Consider the following 20,282-nt stretch of genomic DNA (forward strand, 5'->3'; position numbering starts at 1 on the left):
AGCTAAGCCGAGAGGCTTGGCTCTTATTTTTTTAGCTCTTTCAGAAGAAGGGTATACGCTTTATCTTTCTTTTCGATCTGGTGCAGCTTGATAATCTGGTGGTTTAGTTCAGGTGCAAACCAGATGAAAGTCTGTCGTGTGCTGCCTTCTTTACGCACGCGTTTTACTCGAATTGCTTCGTACTCGCCAATAGGAGCCTTAATGCTCTCTTTGCCATCGACGATGAAGTTATATTCCTTTAGCTTCCCGCCATCAGCTACTGAGTATTTAAACTCTTGATCACCTTTAGCGACAGCTTGTTGTAACAGCAATTGATAGCTGATTTTATCCTGTACGCCTTCTGTAATCGGCATTTTCCAAGGCTTATTTTCGACCTTGTTTGTTACTAGTTGGTTTTGCCAATCAAAATGGACTTCTGCCTTGCGTTTTTTACCAAGTACGCTGCGTTTGAATGTATAGTTGAGCGGCTTCAGCTTTGTGTTTTCTAGCGTGAATTTACTGGATTCGTAGATGCTAGCAAACATCGCGGAGGCTTTTGATTCAAACAGCCATTCCCCAGATTCGGACTTTTGCAGTTGACGTATCGTGCTACCGCTGAGAGAAATGCTACCATCCCAGTCGATCTCGTAACTAGCGGTAAAAGGAGTAAAAGACGTTGCGGTATCTGCAACTAGAGGAGTTGCCCAGAGAAGTGCGGACGCGAAAAGGGAATTAATTAACGTCTTATTTGCTCTGAGCATACTGGTTACCTCATTAAATTTGATCGTGCTGAAAGCCCTGAGTAGGTGCGGCTTTACCGTCTAAAGTAACACCCGTGTCAGACCAGATCAGTCTGTCGGAACAAAACAGACCTACCGCTTGAGGGTAGATAATGTGTTCCACTTTATGGACTTTCTGTTGCAGGCTCTCACTTGTATCTTCCGGATCTATGCTTACTTTACCCTGAATGGCCAGAGGGCCACCATCTAGCTCTTCAGATACAAAGTGCACGGTACAGCCGTGTTCTTTATCACCGGCATCAATTGCGCGCTGATGGGTGTGAAGGCCTTTGTATTTAGGGAGTAGAGACGGGTGAATGTTAAACATTCTGCCGTTGTAGTGCCGAACAAATTCGGCAGTAAGGATACGCATAAACCCTGCAAGAACAATCAGGTCAGGCTGGTAAGTATCAATCTGTTTGATCATCGCTTGGTCAAAACTTTCCCGGCTATCAAAGTCGGTATGTTTTAAAACCAGGGTAGGGATATTGGAGTTGCGGGCACGCTCCAAGCCATAAGCCTCAGCTTTGTTGCTGAGGACGGCTTCGATGCGGCCATCAATTTGGCCTGCATCGATTGAATCCATTATAGCTTGGAGGTTGGAACCACTTCCTGATATCAGGACAACGATTCGTTTAGTCATTGGGCGAATTACGCCTCCAGACCAGCTAGTTCAACTTGCTCTTCACCTGCTTGCGCAGCAGCAATCGAACCGATAACCCAAGCGTCTTCACCAGCTTCGTTTAGCAGCTGAAGAGCTTCTTCTTGCTTGTCAGCAGGTACGCAGATAACCATACCAACACCGCAGTTGAATGTGCGGTACATCTCAGTTGCATCAACGTTACCTTGCTCCTGCAGCCAGTTGAATACTGCTGGCATAGTCCAAGAGTTAACATCGATAACAGCTTTAGCGTTCTCAGGAAGAACACGTGGGATGTTTTCAAGTAGACCGCCGCCCGTAATGTGGGATAGCGCGTTAACTTGAGACTCTTTGATTAGTTTTAGAAGTGACTTAACGTAGATGCGTGTTGGCGCCATCAAAGCATCCGCTAGAGGTTTGCCATCAAGATCTGCAGTCAACTCTGTACCGCTTACTTCTAGAATCTTACGAATTAGAGAGTAACCGTTTGAGTGTGGGCCTGAAGAAGCTAGGCCAATCAGCGTGTCACCAACTTTTACGTTAGTGCCGTCGATGATCTCATCTTCTTCTACAACACCCGTACAGAAACCAGCTAGATCGTAATCTTCGCCTTCGTACATGCCTGGCATTTCAGCTGTTTCACCACCAACAAGTGCAGCACCTGCCAGAGAGCAACCTTCGCCAATACCTTTTACCACATCTGCAGCAGTATCAACGTTAAGTTTACCTGTCGCGTAGTAATCCAAGAAAAGTAGAGGTTCTGCGCCAGCAACGATTAGATCGTTAACACACATCGCAACTAGGTCGATACCGATGGTGTCGTGCTTTCCTAGATCCATAGCTAGGCGTAATTTTGTACCTACACCGTCAGTACCTGAAACAAGTACAGGCTTACGGTAGCCTTCAGGGATACGGCATAGAGCGCCGAAACCACCTAGGCCGCCCATAACTTCAGGGCGAGTTGTGCTTTTAGCAACGCCTTTAATGCGATCAACTAGGGCGTTACCAGCGTCGATATCAACGCCAGCGTCTTTATAGCTCAGAGAGCTGTTATCAGAACCAGTAGACATGGATCAGTTAACCTTTCATGTACAAGGAAAGAGGAAGAAAAATATTGCCGCATATTCTACCGTTTTATCACGCTTGAATACACTCATCTGAGCAACGAATATGAAATAATTATATGGGATGGTAAAGTTAGTTGATATTTATAGAATTATTGCAGGCGGTTTAATGGACTTGATGCGAAGCTTTATAGCTGTGCTTCTGCTGGCAGTGTCTCAATTTGTTTTTGCAGGGACAGTAACTGATCTTTATCAGGTGACTTTGCCTGTTGATGAACAAAGGTCTTCACCTAGTGACCTTCAAATGAGTTCTGGGCTGGCGAAAGTGCTAGTTAAAGTGTCTGGCAATTCCAGTATTGCCGAAGATTCTCAAATCCAATCCCAGCTTAAAGTGCCAGCCAGAACGTTAAAGCAGTTTAGTTATATCGCTAAAGAAGATGGGGAATATTTAGTTTTAGATTTCCACCCGTCGGTTATTGACGGTTTAGTTACCCGTACAGGCTTTAAACCCTTAGGCGGGCAGAGACCTACCGTTTTGCTTTGGTTCGCTTCGGACCTATCTGGCGAGCAAGACTATCTGTCTTCCAGTGATCCTTTTTATAAAGCCCTGCAGTTAGCTGCAAACTCCCGTGGATTGCCGCTGCAGTTTCCTTTATTCGATCTAACTGACCAAGTGGCGCTTACCACTGCGGATCTTTGGGTGTTGCAGGATCAATCAATTACTCAAGCCTCAGCGCGTTATAATCCTGATGCCATTATTGCAGGTCGCCTTTCAAAGGTTACGCCAGAAGGAGTATCCGTCGCGGGGTTATTTATAAATGGCGGCGACAACCAACCGTTAGCGGAATCTGGCAATATCGATCAGGTAGCTCAAGCCTTGATAAACCGAGTTGCGGATAACCTTTTTAAGCCGGTCGTGAGTTATAAGCTCAGTTATTTCCAGACTGGCATCGCTGTTAAAGTTGAGAATATTTCTAACTTGTCTGATTACGTCAGACTGATCGATTTTCTCAAAGGGTTATCTGTTGTTAGTCAGGTAAAAATTGAACAAGCAATAGGCAATCAAATTACAGTAAGACTTGAGTTAGATGGCAGTGAAGAGCAATTGCGCCAAGCTATCGCCCTAGAGCCGCAATTGCAGGCGCTCGATAGTCTTCGAAATCAAGATGGTTCTGCGGTGATGATCTACCGCTGGCAAGGATAGCAGGAACAAAAAATGACTGAATCACAACGTTGGTTTTTCTTAATACTTGCCGTCGTATTGGGCGGTTTGGTGTATCTACTTTCTCCAATTCTTTCACCGTTTTTGGTTGGGGCATTGTTTGCTTATTTGTCTGATCCTATTGCCGATCGATTGGAAGATTTAGGTATGTCCCGTACAGGCTCTGTCATTATTGTGTTTATCGGTATGACGGCTTTAGTGGCGATGATGTTCCTGTTATTACTTCCGCAACTAGGGCATCAAATACAGACATTGCTAGCTCGTATACCGCAGGCGATACAGCTATTTGAAGAACAGATTTTCCCTTGGATATTAGCAACATTCAGTTTGGAGCCAACTGCGTTTGGCTTTGCCAATGTTAAAGATGTTTTGATTGGTGATTTGCAAAAAACTGGCGATATTATGAGCCAGTTGTTAGGTGGCATTACGCGATCTGGTTTGGCGATTGTGGCGTGGGTGGCTAATTTAGTATTGATTCCCGTGGTTACATTCTATTTGTTACGCGACTGGGATGTAATGATTGCCAAGGTTAAACGCCTGTTACCACGCAATGTAGAGCCTAAAGTTTCTTTGTGGGCCAGTGAGTGTGATGAGGTACTTGGCGCATTTATGAAAGGCCAGCTTTTAGTCATGGTCGCATTGGGAATTGTTTATGCAGTAGGTTTATGGATCGTAGGGCTTGATCTAGCGCTATTGGTTGGTATGATCGCGGGCCTTGCTAGTATTGTTCCTTACATGGGATTCATCATCGGTATTGCAGTGGCAGGTGTTGCTGCATTTATGCAATTCCAAGATCCAATGGTTTTAGGCTACGTTGGCGTAGTCTTTATCATTGGTCAGATGCTTGAAGGGATGTTACTTACGCCATTATTAGTAGGTGACCGTATTGGATTACACCCTGTTGCGGTAATTTTTGCTATCATGGCGGGCGGACAGCTGTTCGGATTTGTTGGGGTTCTTTTAGCTCTGCCAGTTGCAGCTGTTATTATGGTGCTATTACGTCACCTGCATGAAGGTTATAAAGGCAGTACGTTGTACGGCTCAGATGAAGATAAAGCGTTAGAACAAGTCGAACCAGTAGTTAATGACCAGTAAACAACCATTCCAAATACCTCTATCGGTTAGTCTCCGAGATGATGCTCGTTTTGAGAATTATTACGCTCAAGGCAATGAGCTGGTTTGCGCGAGTTTAAAAGCGGCCGCAAGTGGTAATGGTGAGCAGTTTACTTACATTTGGGGTAGTGAAGGTGTTGGTTGTACTCATCTGCTCCAAGCTGTATGTCATGAAGCCGATCCTATAGGGCGCAGTGCGGCTTATCTCCCTCTGGATGAATTAAAACAGATGGGTGGTGGCATTTTAGAAGGGATGGAATATCTCGATCTAGTTTGTATCGATGGCATAGAGTCGGTTGCTGGTAATAAAGCTTGGGAAGAGGCTCTTTTCCACTTCTTTAACCGCATCCGCGAGCAGGGAAATACACTTATCATCGCTTCGACAGCTGCGCCACGCCATCTTGGTATCAACCTACCTGATTTAGCATCTCGACTAAGTTGGGGTATGGTATTCCAGGTGCAAGCTCTTAATGATGAAGTGAAACTAAAAGCGATTAAGACGAAAGCAAGTGCCCGTGGGTTACAGTTTTCAGATGAAGTCGCACGCTTCTTACTTCATCATGCCAGCCGCAATATGAACGATTTAGCCTGTTTGTTAGATACATTGGATCGTGCATCTCTGAGCGCTCAGCGCAAAATCACAATTCCTTTCGTTAAAGAGGTTACAGGGCTGTAATTAACCAGCTCTTAAACGAACTCTTCATATATTCGTCATCATTTTTGCAGGTGCGTAATGCGAAAATAGAGGTATCCAATTTAGGTACTCATTCGCAGGTCATTATGGCTAGGAGGTCATCATGGGTAGCAAGCATCTGACAGACAAATTACTCGCTAAGCTTGAAAAAGAAGAGATTAAAGTCAAAGCTAACAATGTTCGCTATACAGTTACCCATCTAAATGAGAAAGGTAAGGTTTTAGGGCGTGAGTGGTATAAAGGATTTATCGCTGTTTCAGGCAAGCGCCTGATATTGGTATCGGATGGCGTAAAATTTCTTAACATCAAAAAATCTGATCAGCGTTTCACTGCTGCTAAGTTTGTAGAAGAGAACGTAGCTTGCCTAGAAGTGCGTTATTTCAAAGAACCAGATTCTGAACGCAGCTTAGTTTTTCATATCTATACGGATAAAGTGAATAAACTGCTTAAACAAATTGATAAGCTATAAGCCAAAATAGATTATCGCCTCTGGGGCGGAATGTTCTTTTTCGCCCCTTGAAATATCTCCTTAACTCCCGCATGATCGCGACTTTTTGGCGGGAAATTCTGTGTTTCAAATAATTGATCAAACCAGTGATTTTGTTGTGGTGGTTAAACCTGCAGGAATCAGTGTGCATAAAGATCAAGAGGAAGCAGGATTTACCATGATGTTGCAGCAACAGCTAGATTTAGAGCAGATCTTTCTGGTGCACCGTTTAGATAAAATTACATCAGGCCTTATGGTATTCGCTAAGAGTACCGAAGCTGCCAAAACACTCGCTGATCAGTTTAAAAACCGTGAAGTTTCGAAATACTACCTAGCTATCTCTGCTAATAAGCCAAAGCGTAAGCAAGGACTTATTATGGGGGATATGGAGAAAGCGAGACGCGGTGGTTGGAAACTTGTAAAAAGCCGTCAAAACCCTGCTGTGACCCAGTTTTTTAGCTGCTCTCTTAAGCCAGGCTTTAGGCTGTTTTTACTCAAACCAACCACAGGCAAAACCCACCAAATTAGGGTGGCGCTTAAAAGTGAAGGCGCGCCAATTTTGGGGGATAATACCTACGGTGGTGAGTTATCAGACCGTACCTATCTGCACGCATATTCTTTAGCATTTAGTTATGGTGGTGAGCGGTATACTTACAAGAGCTATCCAGAGCAGGGCGATCAATTTGATCAAGAGGCTTTGGATATCATTAAAGAACACTTTGATTGGCCAGAAAGTCTTTCTTGGCCGAAATTACCTGAAAAAAGATAAGGCACAAAAATGAGCGAAGGTGAACGTATAGAACGTGACTTTGAATCACGCGATGCAGATGAGAAAAAGGCCTTTCTAGAGCAAACATGGTGCGACAACTGCCAAGAAGTGAATCTTGGTATGGTTGAGCCTGAGGAATACGAACTCAACGACATCATATTTATCGAAGGTAAATGTGTTAAATGCGGTCATGTGATTTTGACCGAAATTACTGAAGACGAATTTTAATTTCGTTTTAAAGCGATAGAGGTAGGTTACGTTGTCATCTGGTTTTGAAAATCGTTTTGGTGGAACTCGCCGTCTATATGGTACGGACGTGGTTGATATGTTCCGCCAATCGCATATCTGTGTGATTGGTATTGGTGGCGTTGGCTCTTGGGTGGCTGAAGCTTTAGCCCGGACGGCAATTGGTAAGATCACACTGATTGATCTGGATGATATCTGCATTACTAACACAAACCGTCAGATTCATGCTGTAGACGGGAATGTGGGTCGCTCTAAAACCGAAGCTATGGCCGAGCGAATCAAGCTGATCAACCCAGAATGTGAAGTTAATGAGATCGAAGATTTTATTACACGAGAGAACATTCCAGAGCTGATTACCAACGAGTTTGACTATGTGATTGATGCGATTGATAGCGTTAAAGAAAAAGCCGCGCTGATCGCCCATTGCAGCTATCGCAAGATTCCTATTATCACCGTGGGTGGTGCTGGTGGTCAGACTGATCCTACCAAGATTGATATCTGTGATTTAGCCAAAACCAACCACGATCCGCTTGCTGCTAAAGTGCGCTCTTTCCTACGTAGACACTATCGATTCAGTAAAAGTGGTAGACGATTCTCTGTCGATTGTGTTTATTCCACTGAGCAGTTGGTGTATCCGCAACCTGATGGTTCGGTCTGTGCGCAAAAGAGTATTACCGATGGTAATACCCGACTCGATTGTGCCGGTGGTTTTGGTGCGTCGACCTGTGTGACCGCGAGCTTTGGTTTTGCCGCGGTAGCGCGTGTGTTAGAGAAAATGCGCTTACGCTGGGAAAGGCAGTCGCAAGGTTAATAGCTTGGCAAGAGAAACAAAGAAAGGGAGCATCAAGCTCCCTTTTTATTGCGAGTACTTATGTAATACTTAGGTTATTTATAACCCGGGCGTGAAATTAAGATAGAAATAATCGCAGCTAAGCCTAAGAACCAGCAGTATTGAATTGAGGTGACTAATTCTAGCGGTGATACTTTCGCGATAGAGGAGGCTAGCAGTATCTGGGCGCCCCAAGGGATGATGCCTTGTACCACACAAGAGACAATATCCATCAGGCTGGCAGAGCGTTTAGCATTAACGCCGTAGCGTTGCGCGATATCTTTCGCCAATGAGCCAGCAATAACGATAGATACCGTATTGTTGGCCGTACATAGGTTAGTTGCTGCTACGCTAGCTGCGATACTGAATTCTCCAGCCTTTTTGCCGCCACTTTTTCCTGTTAGTTTTTCAATCACTGAGGCTATAAAGTTTAATCCACCTTGATGTTTAATCAGCGCACCAAGACCGCCAATCAACATAGATAGAATCATTATCTCCTGCATGCCGGTATAACCGTCATAGATCTGCTTTGATAGCATAGCAATGCTGTAATCAGGCGCGGTTATAAAGCCAACAGCACCCGCTAAGACAATGCCCACCAATAGCACTAACATGACGTTCAGGCCTGCAATAGCGAGAATCAGTACTGTTAGGTATGGCGCAACTTTAATCAGCTCATAACTTTGTTCAGATACACCTGCAGTGCTGCTTTGAAGCGCGAGAACGACCATAGTTACCATAGCTGCTGGGAGTGCGATAAGAAGATTAAGGCGGAACTTATCCTTCATCTCACAGCCTTGAGTTCGAGTGGCTGCGATAGTTGTATCCGAAATAATCGATAGGTTATCGCCAAACATAGCACCGCCAACAACAGCGCCTACAGTGAGTAGTAGAGGTAGATCACTCGCTTCAGTAATGCCCACAGCAACTGGGGCTACCGCCGCAATGGTGCCCATGGATGTGCCCATCGAGGTGGCAATAAACGCTGCAATCGCAAAGATACCAGGGAGCAATAACCACTCGGGTATATAGTTAAGGCCAAGATTTACTGTTGCATCAACGCCACCAATTGCCTTCACAACAGAAGCAAAAGCACCTGCCAAAAGGAAGACAATAACCATGGTGATAATTGTCTGATCACCAATGCCTTTGATAAAGATTTCGAGGCGCTCGTTGAGTGTGCCTTGAGTTAAAAGAATTGAAAGGACCACCGCTGGAATAATCGCGACGGGTGCTGATATTTGATAGAAGGCGAACTCTGTTCCTTGAGCTTGATAGTAAATTCCGCTGCCGATAAACAGAGTTAAAAACAGCCCTAATGGCAGTAACGCAAGAGGGGAAGAGTTATTCATTAACTTTATCCTATTAGAGACCATGGGTAATGGTTTCAATATTGGAGAAGACAAACGACTGGGATCTGACCAGCTGTTCGAATAAGGCGGCGAATATACTACTTAAGTAGGTATAAATGAAATGAATAAAACGACAGTGGACTTAGCATTAAGTTATATCTAATTAATGGCACGACTAAAACAGTTCTATATCGCCCTCATGCTCGCTAGGAGGGGTGATGTATCCACTGCTTAGAAGCGTTTCATAACTGTGAACCTGATTTCGTCCATGCTCTTTAGCAAAGTAGAGCGCCTGATCGGCATGATCGATTAAGGTAGGAAGCGACAGACCCTCTGTGATCTCTGTAATCCCAATACTCAATGTCACTTGGCCTATCTGTGGAAAAATGGTTTGGGCAATTTGTGTACGGAATCGTTCAAGTACCTTCAATGCAGACTCTAATGAGATATCTTTTAGTACCAACGCAAATTCTTCTCCGCCGTAGCGAAACATCAAATCTTCATCCCGAAAGGCACTTTGCATCTGCTGGGAAAGAACTAATAAAACCTCATCACCAAATAGGTGACCAAAGTTGTCGTTAACCTGTTTAAAGTGGTCGATATCCAAGAGGGCAAAACAATGGGGTTCTGCTGATTTATCGTTTTTACGTCGCTGAGATTGCTGCTTTAAAAGAATAGTTTCCATCTGCTGGTCAAAGGCCTGACGGTTATATAGGCCAGTCAGGGCATCGTTCATAGCAGAGAACATAAAAAAACGCTGGTTTGCGTATACAGAGACTAACTTAGTGATCACGTCATGCATCAAGTCAGTGGTGTCTTCTATATTGGTTATAAGGAGGCCATTTTGAGAGTGCAGGATTTTAAAACTGTAATATCTATAACATTCATCACGGATATAACGTGTAGGCTGGTGCGGCTCAATATGCTGAATGTGTTCAGGGATCGTGAGTGATGGTGCAAGCTCATTGGAGCTTTCGCTACTGGCTATAAGCTTTTCGGTCGTTTGATCGAAGTTTGCGTAGTTATACAGCCAGAAATGATGCAGCGGAAACAGCTCTAAACAGGTTTTGATCAATAATTGATTAAGCGCTCTTTGATCGCGTTGTTCCGTCAATGCTAAAAAAACGTCGCAATAATCTGAGACTTTAGCTGTCGGTTGCATTCGCGTAGCCCTCGCATGGCTTATTCGAATAAAGCTGCAAATGTATTTTGGGTTTGTCTCCTAAGTTTAGCTGCTTAAGTCAGAGTCGGTGTTTATTACAACAATTTAGTGCAACTACTCAAACTGAAGCGGCAGTCTGAGTAGTTGCTGCTTTAGGTAGCCATAGCGAGATAATCGCCGCTATCAAAAGCATCAAGGATGAGAAGTACAAGCAGGCTTCGAGTCCCCATAGCTGGAATATAGCACCAGAAAGCACTGTCCCGATCAAACGCCCCATCGCATTGGCCATGTAGTAAAAACCTACATCGAGAGAGGTGCCGTCTTTACGTGCATAGCTAACGATTAAGTAGCTATGAAGCGAGCTATTTAGAGCGAAGACCGCTCCGAAAATGCCTAAGCCCACCAGTAGAACCCATACTTCATTAGTGCCTAGACTCAATGCGAACAACGCCGGTATAAAGCAGAGTATGCCTGCCCAAAGTGCAGCACTACGGCCGCTAGGCGGTGTTTTAGATTTTTTGCCGGTAATGCTTGGCGCAATTGACTGAATAAAGCCATACATGATGACCCAACCTGCCATCACGCTGCCAACTATCCAAAAATCCCAACCGATGGTTTCACTGAGGTAAACCGGCAAAGCAACCACAAACCAGATATCTCTGGAGGCAAACAGAAACATACGTGCTGCCGAGAGGATATTGATCGCTCTATTTTTAGAGAATACCTCTGTGAACTTCGGTTTAGATTTGGATACCCCGAGGCTCTTAGTCAGCAATATCAGACTGCAACAAAGCACAATGACCAAGCCGATAAGCATGATCCACATGGCGCCTTGGAAGCCGACAAGGTGGAGCAAAGCCCCGCCCAAGAAAAAGCCTACACCTTTAAGAGCATTTTTAGAGCCTGTAAGAATAGCTACCCACTTAAATAGTGTGCTTTGTGCGCTTTCATCAACGAGTGATTTAATCGCACTTTTAGCACTCATCTTATTCAGATCTTTAGCTATACCGGAGAGGGCTTGAGCGGCCATCACCCAAGCCATGCTTAAGTAATCCGTTGGCAGGGTCAGCATGAGTAGGGCGATGATCTGCAAAGATAGCCCTATATTCATGGTTTTGTTTAAACCAATTCTTGCGCCCAGCCATCCTCCAAATAGATTGGTGACAACCCCGAAGAATTCATAAAACAAAAACAGCAGCGCAATGCTGAGTGCACCGTAACCGAGCTGGTGGAAGTGCAGTACAACTAACATGCGCAACGCGCCATCCGTTAAGGTAAAGGCCCAGTAATTACCGGTAACGACCATGTATTGCCGGATGGCACTGTTGGCAAGATTACTCATTTTTCACAATCAATCGCGATATATTTAGCTAATTCGGCAGTACGGTTTACGTAGCCCCATTCGTTGTCGTACCAAGCGTACAGCTTCAACTGAGTGCCATTCACAACCATGGTGGATAGGGCGTCGATGATGCTTGAACGCGGGTCTGTACGGTAGTCGATTGAAACGAGAGGACGTTCTTCGTAACCAAGAATACCTTTTAAGGAGTTTTCAGCAGCTTCAGCAAATAAGGCATTTACTTCAGCTTCCGTTGTTTCACGTTCAAGTTCGAAAACCATATCGGTTAGCGAGGCATTCGCTAAAGGAATACGCACGGCATGGCCGTTTAGCTTGCCGGTTAGCTCAGGGAAAATCTGAGTAATCGCTTTTGCAGATCCCGTTGTTGTTGGGATAAGGCTCATGCCACAAGCACGTGCACGTCTAAGATCTTTATGCGGTGCATCCAAGATCGTTTGCGTGTTCGTAATGTCGTGAATCGTGGTCATTGAGCCGTGTTTGATGCCAAGTTGCTCGTGCACAACCTTAACAACAGGCGCAAGACAGTTTGTAGTGCAGGATGCAGCCGTAACGATTGGGAATTCACCCGGCGTATACAGCTGATGGTTGATACCCATTACTAGGTTAAGCACACCGTCCTCTTTTACCGGCGCTGTCACAACAACATGCTTTACACCTTGTTCGGTGTATTTATCTAACAGTGCCTTTTTCTTCATGACACCGCTGGCTTCAAAGACAAGATCGCAACCAGACCAATCGGTATCTTCGATACGGCTATTGTGGGTAACACTGATCTGCTGATCGTTAATAATCATGCCAGTGTCAGTTGCTGTAGCTTCGTATTTCCAAGTGCCGTGTACTGAATCAAAATTCATCAGATGGGCTAATGTAGCGGCATCACCTTGTGGGTCGTTGATCTGTACAAATTCAAATTCTGGCCATTCCCAAGCCGCACGCATTATCAAACGGCCCATCCGACCGAACCCATTAATACCAATTTTGATAGTCATCTTTTTATTACTCACAGCAGCTTTCTGAGGTTAAGCTTTTACTTAGCAGTTCCGCTAGCTCTGTTTGGCTAGCTTCATAGGTCTCGTTGATTACGCGCTGACACCACCCTGGGAGTTGGTTATTCAGGCTGTAATAAACCCAGCGGCCTTTGCGGCTATCACTCACAATTCCATGTTCTCTAAGCTGCGCCAGATGTCGCGAAATCTTAGGTTGGCTTAGCTCGAGTAGCGTTGTGAAATCACATACACAGAGGGTTTTGTGGTGATGTATCAGCATTATCAGCTCAAATCGTGTCGTGTCTGATAAGCACTTAAATAGAGTCGTTGCTTGCATATTTAATCTACATATACGTTTTTCCATATATGATGGCAAAAATTTATAGGGCCCGCAATAGCGGTTTAGGTGTCGGTGGTAAGATTTTTTGAATGGAATAGGGGAGTAGCTTTCTGCAGGCATAAAAAAACCCCTCTAAAAGAGGGGCAAAAAATGCGTTAACTCATGGCGAGGCCAGAGTTGAAGATGGGATGCAGATGGGCTCAAAAGCTATCACATGTCCTTGATAGCTAAGCCGCAAGTGCATATGTAGTATGTTGATTTTTTGTGCAGTGCAAAATTAAACTTTGGTGCAGAATGTAATCACCTAATTGATACTTCCGTTTAGTTTAGCTGAGTATCAATTAGGTTTGTGTGGTTAAGCGCTTATCAGGCTATTACTCAATGATTTGATCGTCTTCCAAACGGAAGTGATGTAGCGGGTAAGTGCCCATAATGCGGACATCTTTGGCGAAAAAGTCGAGTTCTTGAAGTGCATATTTCATCGCTTTCTGGTCTGGATGACCTTCGACATCAAGGTGAAAGCTGGTTGCTGTCATCGTATCAGATGCCATGTAGCTCTCTAGTTTCAACATGTTCACGCCATTGGTAGAGAAACCGCCCAGCGCTTTATAGAGTGCCGCTGGAATGTTGCGTACTGTGAACATGATCGATGTCATGAAGCGAGAACCGTTGGTTAGCGCAGGGATATGACTGTCGCGCGCAAGAATCAAGAAGCGGGTAGTATTCCCGGTTTTATCTTGGAAGTTCTCACGGATAATCTCTAGATCATACAACTCAGCCGCTAGACTAGAAGCGATTGCTGCATGGCCTGGTGTTTTCTTCTCGCTTAGTTCTGCAGCTGCGCCCGCTGTATCAAGACTAGCAACCGGTTTGATGCCAAGTTCATTAATATGGCCATCGCATTGCGCTAGCGCTTGCGGGTGAGATGCCACTGTAGTGATATCTTCTAGTTTTGTGCCTTTTGGCGCTAACAAACAGTGGTTCACAGGTTCAAAGTGTTCACCGACAATGTGCAGCTCCGTTTTCGGCATTAAACGGTAGATCTCTTCTACACGGCCCGCTGTGGAATTCTCGAGCGGGATCATTGCTAAACGTGCCTGACCGCGCTCCACCATAAACATCGCATCCGAAAAAGTTGCACAGGCGTTAGCTTCTAATTCTGGATGGGCTTTGCGGCATGAAAGGTGTGAATAAGCACCCGGTACGCCTTGATAAGCAATAATGGCAGGCAGGTTGGTCATGGTCTTTATCTGTTTAACGAAAATTGAGGCGCGTATTATTACACAGAGATAAAAACTCTGTTACTGTTCGCGCAGTTAAATTACCTGCAATTATAGTTTTATGACGCCAGAACGTACTGAAAAACTGTTAAGTGTGCTTAAACGCCGCCAACCAGATCTAAGTTTGATTGCCGATCAAGTGAATAAACCTCGAAATTTATCAGCACTGATTCGAAATTGTGATGCTGTGGGCATTCACAGTATTCATTCTGTTGTGCCCAAAGAGGGTTACCGTACTTACCGTGGTACGGCGAAAGGCAGTGATTTCTACGTTAAAAACAGGCAGCACGAATCAGTCGAATCGGCGATCGAAACGGTTAAAGCTCAGGGCATGAAAGTGGTAGCTGCACATTTCACCGATCAAGCGATCGATTACCGTGAGTTTGATTACACTCAGCCATGTGCGCTGTTGATGGGCGCTGAAAAACAGGGTGTGAGCGATATTGCGGCGGAGATGGCCGATCAGCACATCATTATCCCGATGATGGGGATGGTGAGCTCGCTTAACGTATCCACGGCTGCCGGTATTATCTTGGTTGAGGCTCAACGACAACGTATTTTAGCGGGCTTGTATGATGAGCAGCACCTAAGCGACGAAGAGATATCACGTACCCTGTTTGAGTGGGGTAATCGAGATCTAGCGAAGTTTTGCCGCGATAAAGGGTTAGCTTATCCACCACTTGATGATATTGGTGATGTGATTGATGCACCGGGCTGGCATCAACGTGTGCAGGCAGGTCAGGCAGATAAATACGATTGGAGCGGCATTGCTGTTTGATTCAATCCCTGAACCCCTGCTAATCTGAGTTTTTGGGTTTCGAATTAATCACTAATGGTCAGACGACTGCTTGTCACGCTTCTCTTCCTATTACTAACGCTTGTTTGTACATGGCAGGTAGTTACCTTTGCGCGTGACTGGACCCTGCAAAACCTTCATCAGCAAGGTTCTGATGAACTTTTAAAAGTTATCACCCAGTTAAGATCGGCATTAGACGAGTATCGTTATTTGCCGTTTTTAATCTCTCAAGATACCGATGTTAAAGCCCTTTTGGTTGATCCTTCTCCGAGCATCGCTAGAGAAGTTAGTCTTTATTTAGAACAGATCAACCTTGTGGCAGGTTCATCCTCTCTTTTTGTTTTGAATTCCGACGGTAATACGGCTGCCTATAGCCATTGGCGGGATGAGCAGGAATTCATTCAACGATCCCATCGTAGACAAGATTATTATAAACAAGCGTTAGCGGGTAACCGCGGTGGCCAATTTAGCTTGAATGAACATAATCAATCACCTGCTTATTTCTTGTCTTCACCTGTTTATAACGGCACCCAGTTTTCGGGTGCTGCAGTGGTTCGGGTGGAACTTGAGGCGATGGTTAAAAAACTGCGTTCCACCGGCGAAGTGATCTTGAGAGATAAGACCGGTTCTATCTTCTTTACTACGGCCCCACTGACTCGATATCAAACGGTAAAAGAGCAGGTTGATGAAGAAGTTTTAATGCTTGAGAGCGGTGTAATTACGCGGCTTTGGAAGCGAGGCGCTGATCAATGGTTATCACGCTCAGTATCGCTGGATGATTTGAACTGGCAGGTATCGGTACTCACAGATACCGAAGTTGTTAAGCGTAATGTCAGAAATGCGGCGTTGTTCTCGTTTGGTGGCTGTATTGCGCTTGGGTTGTTTGCTTTGTGGTTTAGAGAGAGGCAGCTAAAACTCCGCTCACAAAATGTCACTCGTGAGACCTTAGCGAAAAGTGAAGCTCAACAAAAAGCGATTATTAATAACGCGCAGGTAGGCTTGCTGCTTATCGATGAAAGAGGTCATATCACCTTTGCCAACGATATGGCTTTGCAGCAGTTTACTGTATCAATGCCGTTGATCCTCGCAAAGCCTCTATTAGAGTTGCTTGCTTCAGATGGAGTCACCCCTATCGCGAGGGTTTTACATCGTCTAGGTGAAAAAGGTTTTTCTCCGCTGGTGGGTTACGAGGCGGTAGGTTCCAGAAGTGATGGGGCTGAATTTCCGCTTATGATCTCTATCCGAAAAATGCAGGGGTATGAAGCCAAGCAATTCCTTGTGACAGTCATCGATATCTCCAGACGTAAAGGTTTAGAAATTCAGCTACAGAAAGCCAATGAATCTTTGGAACACAAAGTCGAAGAGCGAACATTAGCCCTAAGAGAAGCACAAGAAGAGTTGGTTCAAGCAGGTAAAATGGCGGTGCTTGGTCGCATGTCTACGGCAATTGTGCACGAGCTTAATCAGCCACTAACCGCGATTAGAAATTACGTGGCAATCTGCCGACAGGTGATGACTCAACCTGAAATGCTAGAAGAAAGCCTGTTAGAAGTAGACGGGCTCACACAACGCATGGCGCAAATCACCGCCCAGCTAAAAACCTACGCTTATAAAAAGCCGGAACAGAAACAGCCGGTTTCCATGCAGATGGTGCTCGAAAACTCTTTGCAGATGTTTAAGCAGCGCATTGCTGATGAAGAAGTGCAGCTCAAGTTAGCTCTACCCGAGAAAACACTGTTTGTTCTAGGTGACAATGCCCGTTTGGAGCAGGTTGTTGTTAACCTTGTCAAAAACGCTATCGATGCCATGCAAGGTATTTCGGATAAACTGCTTCAGATCGAATTGACTGAAGATAGTGAATCCCAGCAGTTACAACTGCAAGTGATCGATAGCGGGGAAGGTATCGATTCTGCGCTATTGGCTAATCTATTTGACCCATTTATCACCTCTAAACCAATGGGTGATGGCCTAGGCTTAGGCTTAGCGATTGTTAAATCTATCATGCGTGATTTAAATGGAGATATAAGCGCAGGGAATACCGAGCAGGGCGGTGCAGTGTTTACCTTGCTATTACCTATTTGTGAAACTAATTAGAGAAGGTCGTAATGACAGATAAGCAATCACCAAATCAGTCATCCAGAGGTACTGTTTTATTGGTAGACGATGAAGCTATGGTGCGGAAATCTACCGAAAAATGGTTACAAATGGCCGGTTTTGATGTGATTGGCTGTGATAGTGGCCAGCAGGCGCTTAGCCATATCCTAGTCGATTTTCCCGGTATTGTTGTCAGCGATGTCAAAATGCCAGAGATGACCGGCTTAGAGTTGATGGACAAAATCTTGGAGACTGTGCCCGGTTTTCCAATCGTTCTCGTAACCGGCCACGGTGATGTCGATATGGCTATAGGTGCCATGAGGAAGGGCGCTTATGACTTTATAGAAAAGCCGTTTAACCCGGAGCGTTTGGTAGAGACGATTCAGCGTGCTTGTGACAAGCGCCGTTTAATGTTGGATAACCTACGCCTGCAGCAAAACTTAGCGTCTTCCAGCGGTATCGACCAGCGCTTAATTGGTATTTCGCCAGCGATTAGGCGATTAAAGCAAGAGATCTTAACGCTGGCCGACTTAGATACCAATGTCATCATCTACGGTGAAACCGGTACGGGTAAAGAGCTGGTGGCGCAATCCCTGCACGAATTTAGCCATCGTAAAGACAAACATTTTGTCCCGATCAACTGTGGTGCGATTCCAGAATCTCTAATTGAGAGCGAACTCTTTGGTCACGAAGCCGGAGCTTTTACCGGTGCAGCTAAACGCCGAATTGGTAAATTTGAATACGCCAGTGGTGGCACACTGTTTCTAGATGAGATCGAAAGCATGCCACTGCATCTTCAGATTAAGCTGCTGCGTGCATTGCAGGAAGGTGTGATTGAGCGCCTAGGTGGTAATTCACCAATCAAAGTCGATCTGCGTGTTATTGCTGCGGCTAAAACCGATCTGCGAGAAGAGGATGATTTCCGAGAAGACCTGTTCTATCGCCTAAACGTATCACAATTACATATCCCGCCTTTGCGAGATCGTTTAGAAGATACACCGTTACTGTTTGAGCACTATGTTCGTATGACCTCGGAATCTCATGATAAAGAACAACGGTCGCTGCCCGAGCAAGACTTCCGTACCCTGCAAAGCTACCAATGGCCGGGTAATGTTCGCGAGCTTAAAAATATCGCCATGCGTTACGCTTTGGATAAGCGCGTATCGGTGAGCGATATCCTCTTCCCCGATACCAGCAATCTGCAGGCTTCACATTTAGATGGAGATATTAGCCAACCCCTAGCTGTACAAGTTGCTGGCTTTGAGGCCGAAGTCATCAAACGTTCTTTGCAGCAACACCAAGGCAATATCAAAGCGGTAATGGACGCGCTAGATCTGCCAAGACGAACCCTAAACCAGAAGATGGCGAAGTACGGGATTAATCGGGCTGATTACACGTAGCACGAGCATTTTTTTAAGCTACATTGTTTTTATGTTTAACCTAGTTGTTTATACAGTGTATCTGCGGGGTGTAGAGTTTATGAATCTTTTTGTTCGTTTTAGCTAAGCGCAACTGCTTGTATTGAATCTAAAGCTAGGTTAAAAAGTTAATTAAATCAGACAGATGGATGTCTAGCGTGGGTAGATACACGGAGCCTTTTGCTTAAAGGTATGTATATCAATTGATATAGCGCATGCGCGGTTTGTCACGGAAGAATTTTTAGCATCTTAGAATTATTCCTTCCTTTTCAATTCCTTACATCTGTTATTAAACAATTACGGTTAGGGTAGATATACGGACCCCGTATATACAAATGTTACATGTAATAAGGAGCTTCAGGGAATTGAAAACTATTAATAGAGCACTTTTTTCTTTTTTCTTTTTTCTTTTTTCTTTTCACTTGTGGGGCAAATGTATATGGAGCACCTCAAGAAGTAGCGGCATTAGAATCTGCTTTCAAAACGGTACCGGGCATAACTAGCGCAGAAGTTGGTAGGCATCATTTCACTAAAGATGAAATAGGTCAGTTGGAAGGGATTTACTTCGCTGGAGAATATGCAGACCTGCCTATCGCAATGTATAAAAGATCAGGCGGAAATTTAGCTAATGAAATACTCATATTTACTGAATTTACTATTGAGAAAAGTGCACAAGGCCTCAAAGCCCTAGAGTTCTTATCATGGTGGGCAAGAGACTTATCAAGATCGGGCGAAAATGTTCAAATCAGATCAATTGGTCTACCTCCAGTCGCTGGTCAAAGAACGCAACTTGGCTCTACATTGAGATTCTGGTTCGAGGCATATATTGTCACTGAAAAAGAAGATATGGCTCTAGTGTTATCTGAGATAGGTGAGTTGTCTAACTCATTAAATAGCTCTATTAAGCTATATAAGGCCGCGCTAAAGTAAACATGTAACAAGCGCATGTTGCGGATAAATTTCCGCTGGGCACCAATTTTCCACAAATGCGGGCGTTAGGCATCATGATTGATCAAGAATATCTAAATAAGTACGCAAGCTGCATGGAAGAAATCAAGAAGCGCACAGAGGTGATTCGTGGATTTCTTGATGGGAGGTGCAATACGCTATATAAGCAAACGACAGCAGAATCTATATGTCTTCAAGTACGTAAAATTTTAGAGTTGATAGCGTTAGCTTCGTTGGTCGCAAACAAAGATGAGTACGCCAAGATAAGAAGAAATTTTCATAAAGACTGGCACGGAAAGAGAATTTTGAAAAGCGTTGAAGAAATCAACGCTGATTTTTACCCTAAACCAACCAAACAGGTTTTAGATTCTTCAGGTGAAAAAGTCATTGAAACTAAGGAAGTAAAGTTTGGTTACCTCACTAGAAGAGATTTCGAAAATATCTATGATAGGTGCGGAGGGTTTCTACATGCTCAGAATCCATTCTCTAGCCCAAAAGATATCGACAATTTTATAAAGGTCATACCAACCTGGATGGAAAAGATCATGACCTTACTAAATCACCACCAAGCTCAACTCGTCCAAGAGGATCTCCAGCTTTGGGTTCTTATGAGCTCAAAAACTGACGGCAAGGTTCAAGTTACACTTTTCCAAAGAGTTGAGAGTAATGCTTAACAAGTCAATCAACTTCGCGCCTACGGCGCCGGACAACCTAGACGCTGCTT

General features: G+C 44.6%; 21 protein-coding genes. 12 read left to right on the top strand and 9 right to left on the bottom strand.

Features of this window, described 5'->3' with window-relative positions; all coding sequences use genetic code 11:
* Positions 1 to 23: 23 nt before the first annotated feature.
* Genes ACMXYN_RS06590 through purM form a run of 3 tightly spaced genes read right to left on the bottom strand, consistent with a single transcriptional unit; the run spans position 24 to position 2,468 of the window.
* Positions 24 to 740 carry a DUF3108 domain-containing protein gene (locus tag ACMXYN_RS06590; RefSeq protein ID WP_415894033.1) on the bottom strand — a complete coding sequence of 239 codons (717 nt, stop codon included), beginning with the start codon at positions 738 to 740 and terminating at the stop codon, positions 24 to 26.
* 13 nt (positions 741 to 753) lie between these two features.
* The gene (gene purN / locus ACMXYN_RS06595) at positions 754 to 1,401 is read right to left on the bottom strand and encodes a phosphoribosylglycinamide formyltransferase (RefSeq protein ID WP_415894034.1); all 648 of its coding nucleotides are present in this window, start codon (positions 1,399 to 1,401) and stop codon (positions 754 to 756) included.
* Between the two features lie 8 nt (positions 1,402 to 1,409).
* Positions 1,410 to 2,468, bottom strand: a complete 1,059-nt coding sequence (gene purM / locus ACMXYN_RS06600; RefSeq protein WP_415894035.1) for a phosphoribosylformylglycinamidine cyclo-ligase — start codon at positions 2,466 to 2,468, stop codon at positions 1,410 to 1,412.
* Positions 2,469 to 2,631: 163 nt separating this feature from the next.
* Between purM and ACMXYN_RS06605 the strand changes: the two genes are divergently transcribed.
* From ACMXYN_RS06605 to tcdA, 7 genes are all read left to right on the top strand, one after another.
* Positions 2,632 to 3,666, top strand: coding sequence for a DUF2066 domain-containing protein (locus tag ACMXYN_RS06605; protein ID WP_415894036.1), 1,035 nt, complete (start codon positions 2,632 to 2,634; stop codon positions 3,664 to 3,666).
* Positions 3,667 to 3,678: 12 nt separating this feature from the next.
* On the top strand, positions 3,679 to 4,779 hold the full coding sequence (locus tag ACMXYN_RS06610; RefSeq protein ID WP_415894037.1) for an AI-2E family transporter: 1,101 nt from the start codon (positions 3,679 to 3,681) through the stop codon (positions 4,777 to 4,779).
* Positions 4,769 to 5,473 carry a DnaA regulatory inactivator Hda gene (hda, locus tag ACMXYN_RS06615; RefSeq protein WP_415890945.1) on the top strand — a complete coding sequence of 235 codons (705 nt, stop codon included), beginning with the start codon at positions 4,769 to 4,771 and terminating at the stop codon, positions 5,471 to 5,473. Before ACMXYN_RS06610 ends, hda begins: the two co-directional genes overlap by 11 nt.
* 121 nt (positions 5,474 to 5,594) lie before the next feature.
* Entirely contained in the window at positions 5,595 to 5,960 is a 366-nt protein-coding gene (locus tag ACMXYN_RS06620; protein WP_415894038.1) for a hypothetical protein, read from the top strand.
* A gap of 100 nt (positions 5,961 to 6,060) precedes the next feature.
* Positions 6,061 to 6,747, top strand: coding sequence for a TIGR01621 family pseudouridine synthase (locus ACMXYN_RS06625; RefSeq protein WP_415894039.1), 687 nt, complete (start codon positions 6,061 to 6,063; stop codon positions 6,745 to 6,747).
* 9 nt (positions 6,748 to 6,756) lie between these two features.
* Positions 6,757 to 6,975, top strand: a complete 219-nt coding sequence (locus ACMXYN_RS06630; protein ID WP_415894040.1) for a hypothetical protein — start codon at positions 6,757 to 6,759, stop codon at positions 6,973 to 6,975.
* Positions 6,976 to 7,006: 31 nt separating this feature from the next.
* On the top strand, positions 7,007 to 7,804 hold the full coding sequence (gene tcdA / locus ACMXYN_RS06635) for a tRNA cyclic N6-threonylcarbamoyladenosine(37) synthase TcdA (RefSeq protein WP_415894041.1): 798 nt from the start codon (positions 7,007 to 7,009) through the stop codon (positions 7,802 to 7,804).
* A 74-nt stretch (positions 7,805 to 7,878) separates the two neighbouring features.
* Here tcdA and ACMXYN_RS06640 read toward each other — a convergent pair whose 3' ends face one another.
* The 6 genes from ACMXYN_RS06640 to ACMXYN_RS06665 all read right to left on the bottom strand — a co-directional run bounded on the left by ACMXYN_RS06640 (position 7,879) and on the right by ACMXYN_RS06665 (position 14,263).
* Entirely contained in the window at positions 7,879 to 9,174 is a 1,296-nt protein-coding gene (locus tag ACMXYN_RS06640; protein WP_415894042.1) for a Na+/H+ antiporter NhaC family protein, read from the bottom strand.
* A 175-nt stretch (positions 9,175 to 9,349) separates the two neighbouring features.
* Positions 9,350 to 10,336 carry a GGDEF domain-containing protein gene (locus ACMXYN_RS06645; protein ID WP_415894043.1) on the bottom strand — a complete coding sequence of 329 codons (987 nt, stop codon included), beginning with the start codon at positions 10,334 to 10,336 and terminating at the stop codon, positions 9,350 to 9,352.
* Positions 10,337 to 10,454: 118 nt separating this feature from the next.
* Positions 10,455 to 11,678, bottom strand: a complete 1,224-nt coding sequence (gene arsJ / locus ACMXYN_RS06650; RefSeq protein WP_415894044.1) for an organoarsenical effux MFS transporter ArsJ — start codon at positions 11,676 to 11,678, stop codon at positions 10,455 to 10,457.
* Entirely contained in the window at positions 11,675 to 12,685 is a 1,011-nt protein-coding gene (locus ACMXYN_RS06655) for an ArsJ-associated glyceraldehyde-3-phosphate dehydrogenase (RefSeq protein WP_415894045.1), read from the bottom strand. The genes arsJ and ACMXYN_RS06655 overlap by 4 nt, the downstream gene beginning before the upstream one ends.
* A gap of 7 nt (positions 12,686 to 12,692) precedes the next feature.
* Entirely contained in the window at positions 12,693 to 12,962 is a 270-nt protein-coding gene (locus ACMXYN_RS06660) for a metalloregulator ArsR/SmtB family transcription factor (RefSeq protein WP_415894046.1), read from the bottom strand.
* A 434-nt stretch (positions 12,963 to 13,396) separates the two neighbouring features.
* Positions 13,397 to 14,263 (bottom strand): prephenate dehydratase, encoded by an 867-nt coding sequence (locus tag ACMXYN_RS06665; RefSeq protein ID WP_415894047.1) that lies wholly within the window; start codon positions 14,261 to 14,263, stop codon positions 13,397 to 13,399.
* 100 nt (positions 14,264 to 14,363) lie between these two features.
* Between ACMXYN_RS06665 and trmH the strand changes: the two genes are divergently transcribed.
* From trmH to ACMXYN_RS06690, 5 genes are all read left to right on the top strand, one after another.
* On the top strand, positions 14,364 to 15,080 hold the full coding sequence (trmH, locus tag ACMXYN_RS06670; RefSeq protein ID WP_415894048.1) for a tRNA (guanosine(18)-2'-O)-methyltransferase TrmH: 717 nt from the start codon (positions 14,364 to 14,366) through the stop codon (positions 15,078 to 15,080).
* A 54-nt stretch (positions 15,081 to 15,134) separates the two neighbouring features.
* Complete coding sequence (locus ACMXYN_RS06675; protein WP_415894049.1) at positions 15,135 to 17,192, top strand: sensor histidine kinase; 2,058 nt, start codon at positions 15,135 to 15,137, stop codon at positions 17,190 to 17,192.
* An 11-nt stretch (positions 17,193 to 17,203) separates the two neighbouring features.
* Complete coding sequence (locus ACMXYN_RS06680) at positions 17,204 to 18,592, top strand: sigma-54-dependent transcriptional regulator (RefSeq protein ID WP_415894050.1); 1,389 nt, start codon at positions 17,204 to 17,206, stop codon at positions 18,590 to 18,592.
* A gap of 567 nt (positions 18,593 to 19,159) precedes the next feature.
* Positions 19,160 to 19,540: a hypothetical protein gene (locus ACMXYN_RS06685; RefSeq protein ID WP_415894051.1), complete on the top strand. Its 381-nt coding sequence runs from the start codon at positions 19,160 to 19,162 to the stop codon at positions 19,538 to 19,540.
* Positions 19,541 to 19,614: 74 nt separating this feature from the next.
* Positions 19,615 to 20,232: a hypothetical protein gene (locus ACMXYN_RS06690; protein WP_415894052.1), complete on the top strand. Its 618-nt coding sequence runs from the start codon at positions 19,615 to 19,617 to the stop codon at positions 20,230 to 20,232.
* Positions 20,233 to 20,282: the final 50 nt, after the last annotated feature.

Origin of the sequence: Neptuniibacter sp. PT8_73, assembly GCF_047778045.1 — a bacterium.
Lineage (GTDB): Bacteria > Pseudomonadota > Gammaproteobacteria > Pseudomonadales > Balneatricaceae > Neptuniibacter.

Coding starts and splice junctions, on each gene's coding strand:
- ACMXYN_RS06590 (WP_415894033.1), bottom strand. CDS start 740: ATGCTCAGAGCAAATAAGACGTTAATTAATTCCCTTTTCGCGTCCGCA.
- purN (WP_415894034.1), bottom strand. CDS start 1,401: ATGACTAAACGAATCGTTGTCCTGATATCAGGAAGTGGTTCCAACCTC.
- purM (WP_415894035.1), bottom strand. CDS start 2,468: ATGTCTACTGGTTCTGATAACAGCTCTCTGAGCTATAAAGACGCTGGC.
- ACMXYN_RS06605 (WP_415894036.1), top strand. CDS start 2,632: ATGGACTTGATGCGAAGCTTTATAGCTGTGCTTCTGCTGGCAGTGTCT.
- ACMXYN_RS06610 (WP_415894037.1), top strand. CDS start 3,679: ATGACTGAATCACAACGTTGGTTTTTCTTAATACTTGCCGTCGTATTG.
- hda (WP_415890945.1), top strand. CDS start 4,769: ATGACCAGTAAACAACCATTCCAAATACCTCTATCGGTTAGTCTCCGA.
- ACMXYN_RS06620 (WP_415894038.1), top strand. CDS start 5,595: ATGGGTAGCAAGCATCTGACAGACAAATTACTCGCTAAGCTTGAAAAA.
- ACMXYN_RS06630 (WP_415894040.1), top strand. CDS start 6,757: ATGAGCGAAGGTGAACGTATAGAACGTGACTTTGAATCACGCGATGCA.
- ACMXYN_RS06640 (WP_415894042.1), bottom strand. CDS start 9,174: ATGAATAACTCTTCCCCTCTTGCGTTACTGCCATTAGGGCTGTTTTTA.
- ACMXYN_RS06645 (WP_415894043.1), bottom strand. CDS start 10,336: ATGCAACCGACAGCTAAAGTCTCAGATTATTGCGACGTTTTTTTAGCA.
- arsJ (WP_415894044.1), bottom strand. CDS start 11,678: ATGAGTAATCTTGCCAACAGTGCCATCCGGCAATACATGGTCGTTACC.
- ACMXYN_RS06655 (WP_415894045.1), bottom strand. CDS start 12,685: ATGACTATCAAAATTGGTATTAATGGGTTCGGTCGGATGGGCCGTTTG.
- ACMXYN_RS06660 (WP_415894046.1), bottom strand. CDS start 12,962: ATGCTGATACATCACCACAAAACCCTCTGTGTATGTGATTTCACAACG.
- ACMXYN_RS06665 (WP_415894047.1), bottom strand. CDS start 14,263: ATGACCAACCTGCCTGCCATTATTGCTTATCAAGGCGTACCGGGTGCT.
- trmH (WP_415894048.1), top strand. CDS start 14,364: ATGACGCCAGAACGTACTGAAAAACTGTTAAGTGTGCTTAAACGCCGC.
- ACMXYN_RS06675 (WP_415894049.1), top strand. CDS start 15,135: ATGGTCAGACGACTGCTTGTCACGCTTCTCTTCCTATTACTAACGCTT.
- ACMXYN_RS06680 (WP_415894050.1), top strand. CDS start 17,204: ATGACAGATAAGCAATCACCAAATCAGTCATCCAGAGGTACTGTTTTA.
- ACMXYN_RS06690 (WP_415894052.1), top strand. CDS start 19,615: ATGATTGATCAAGAATATCTAAATAAGTACGCAAGCTGCATGGAAGAA.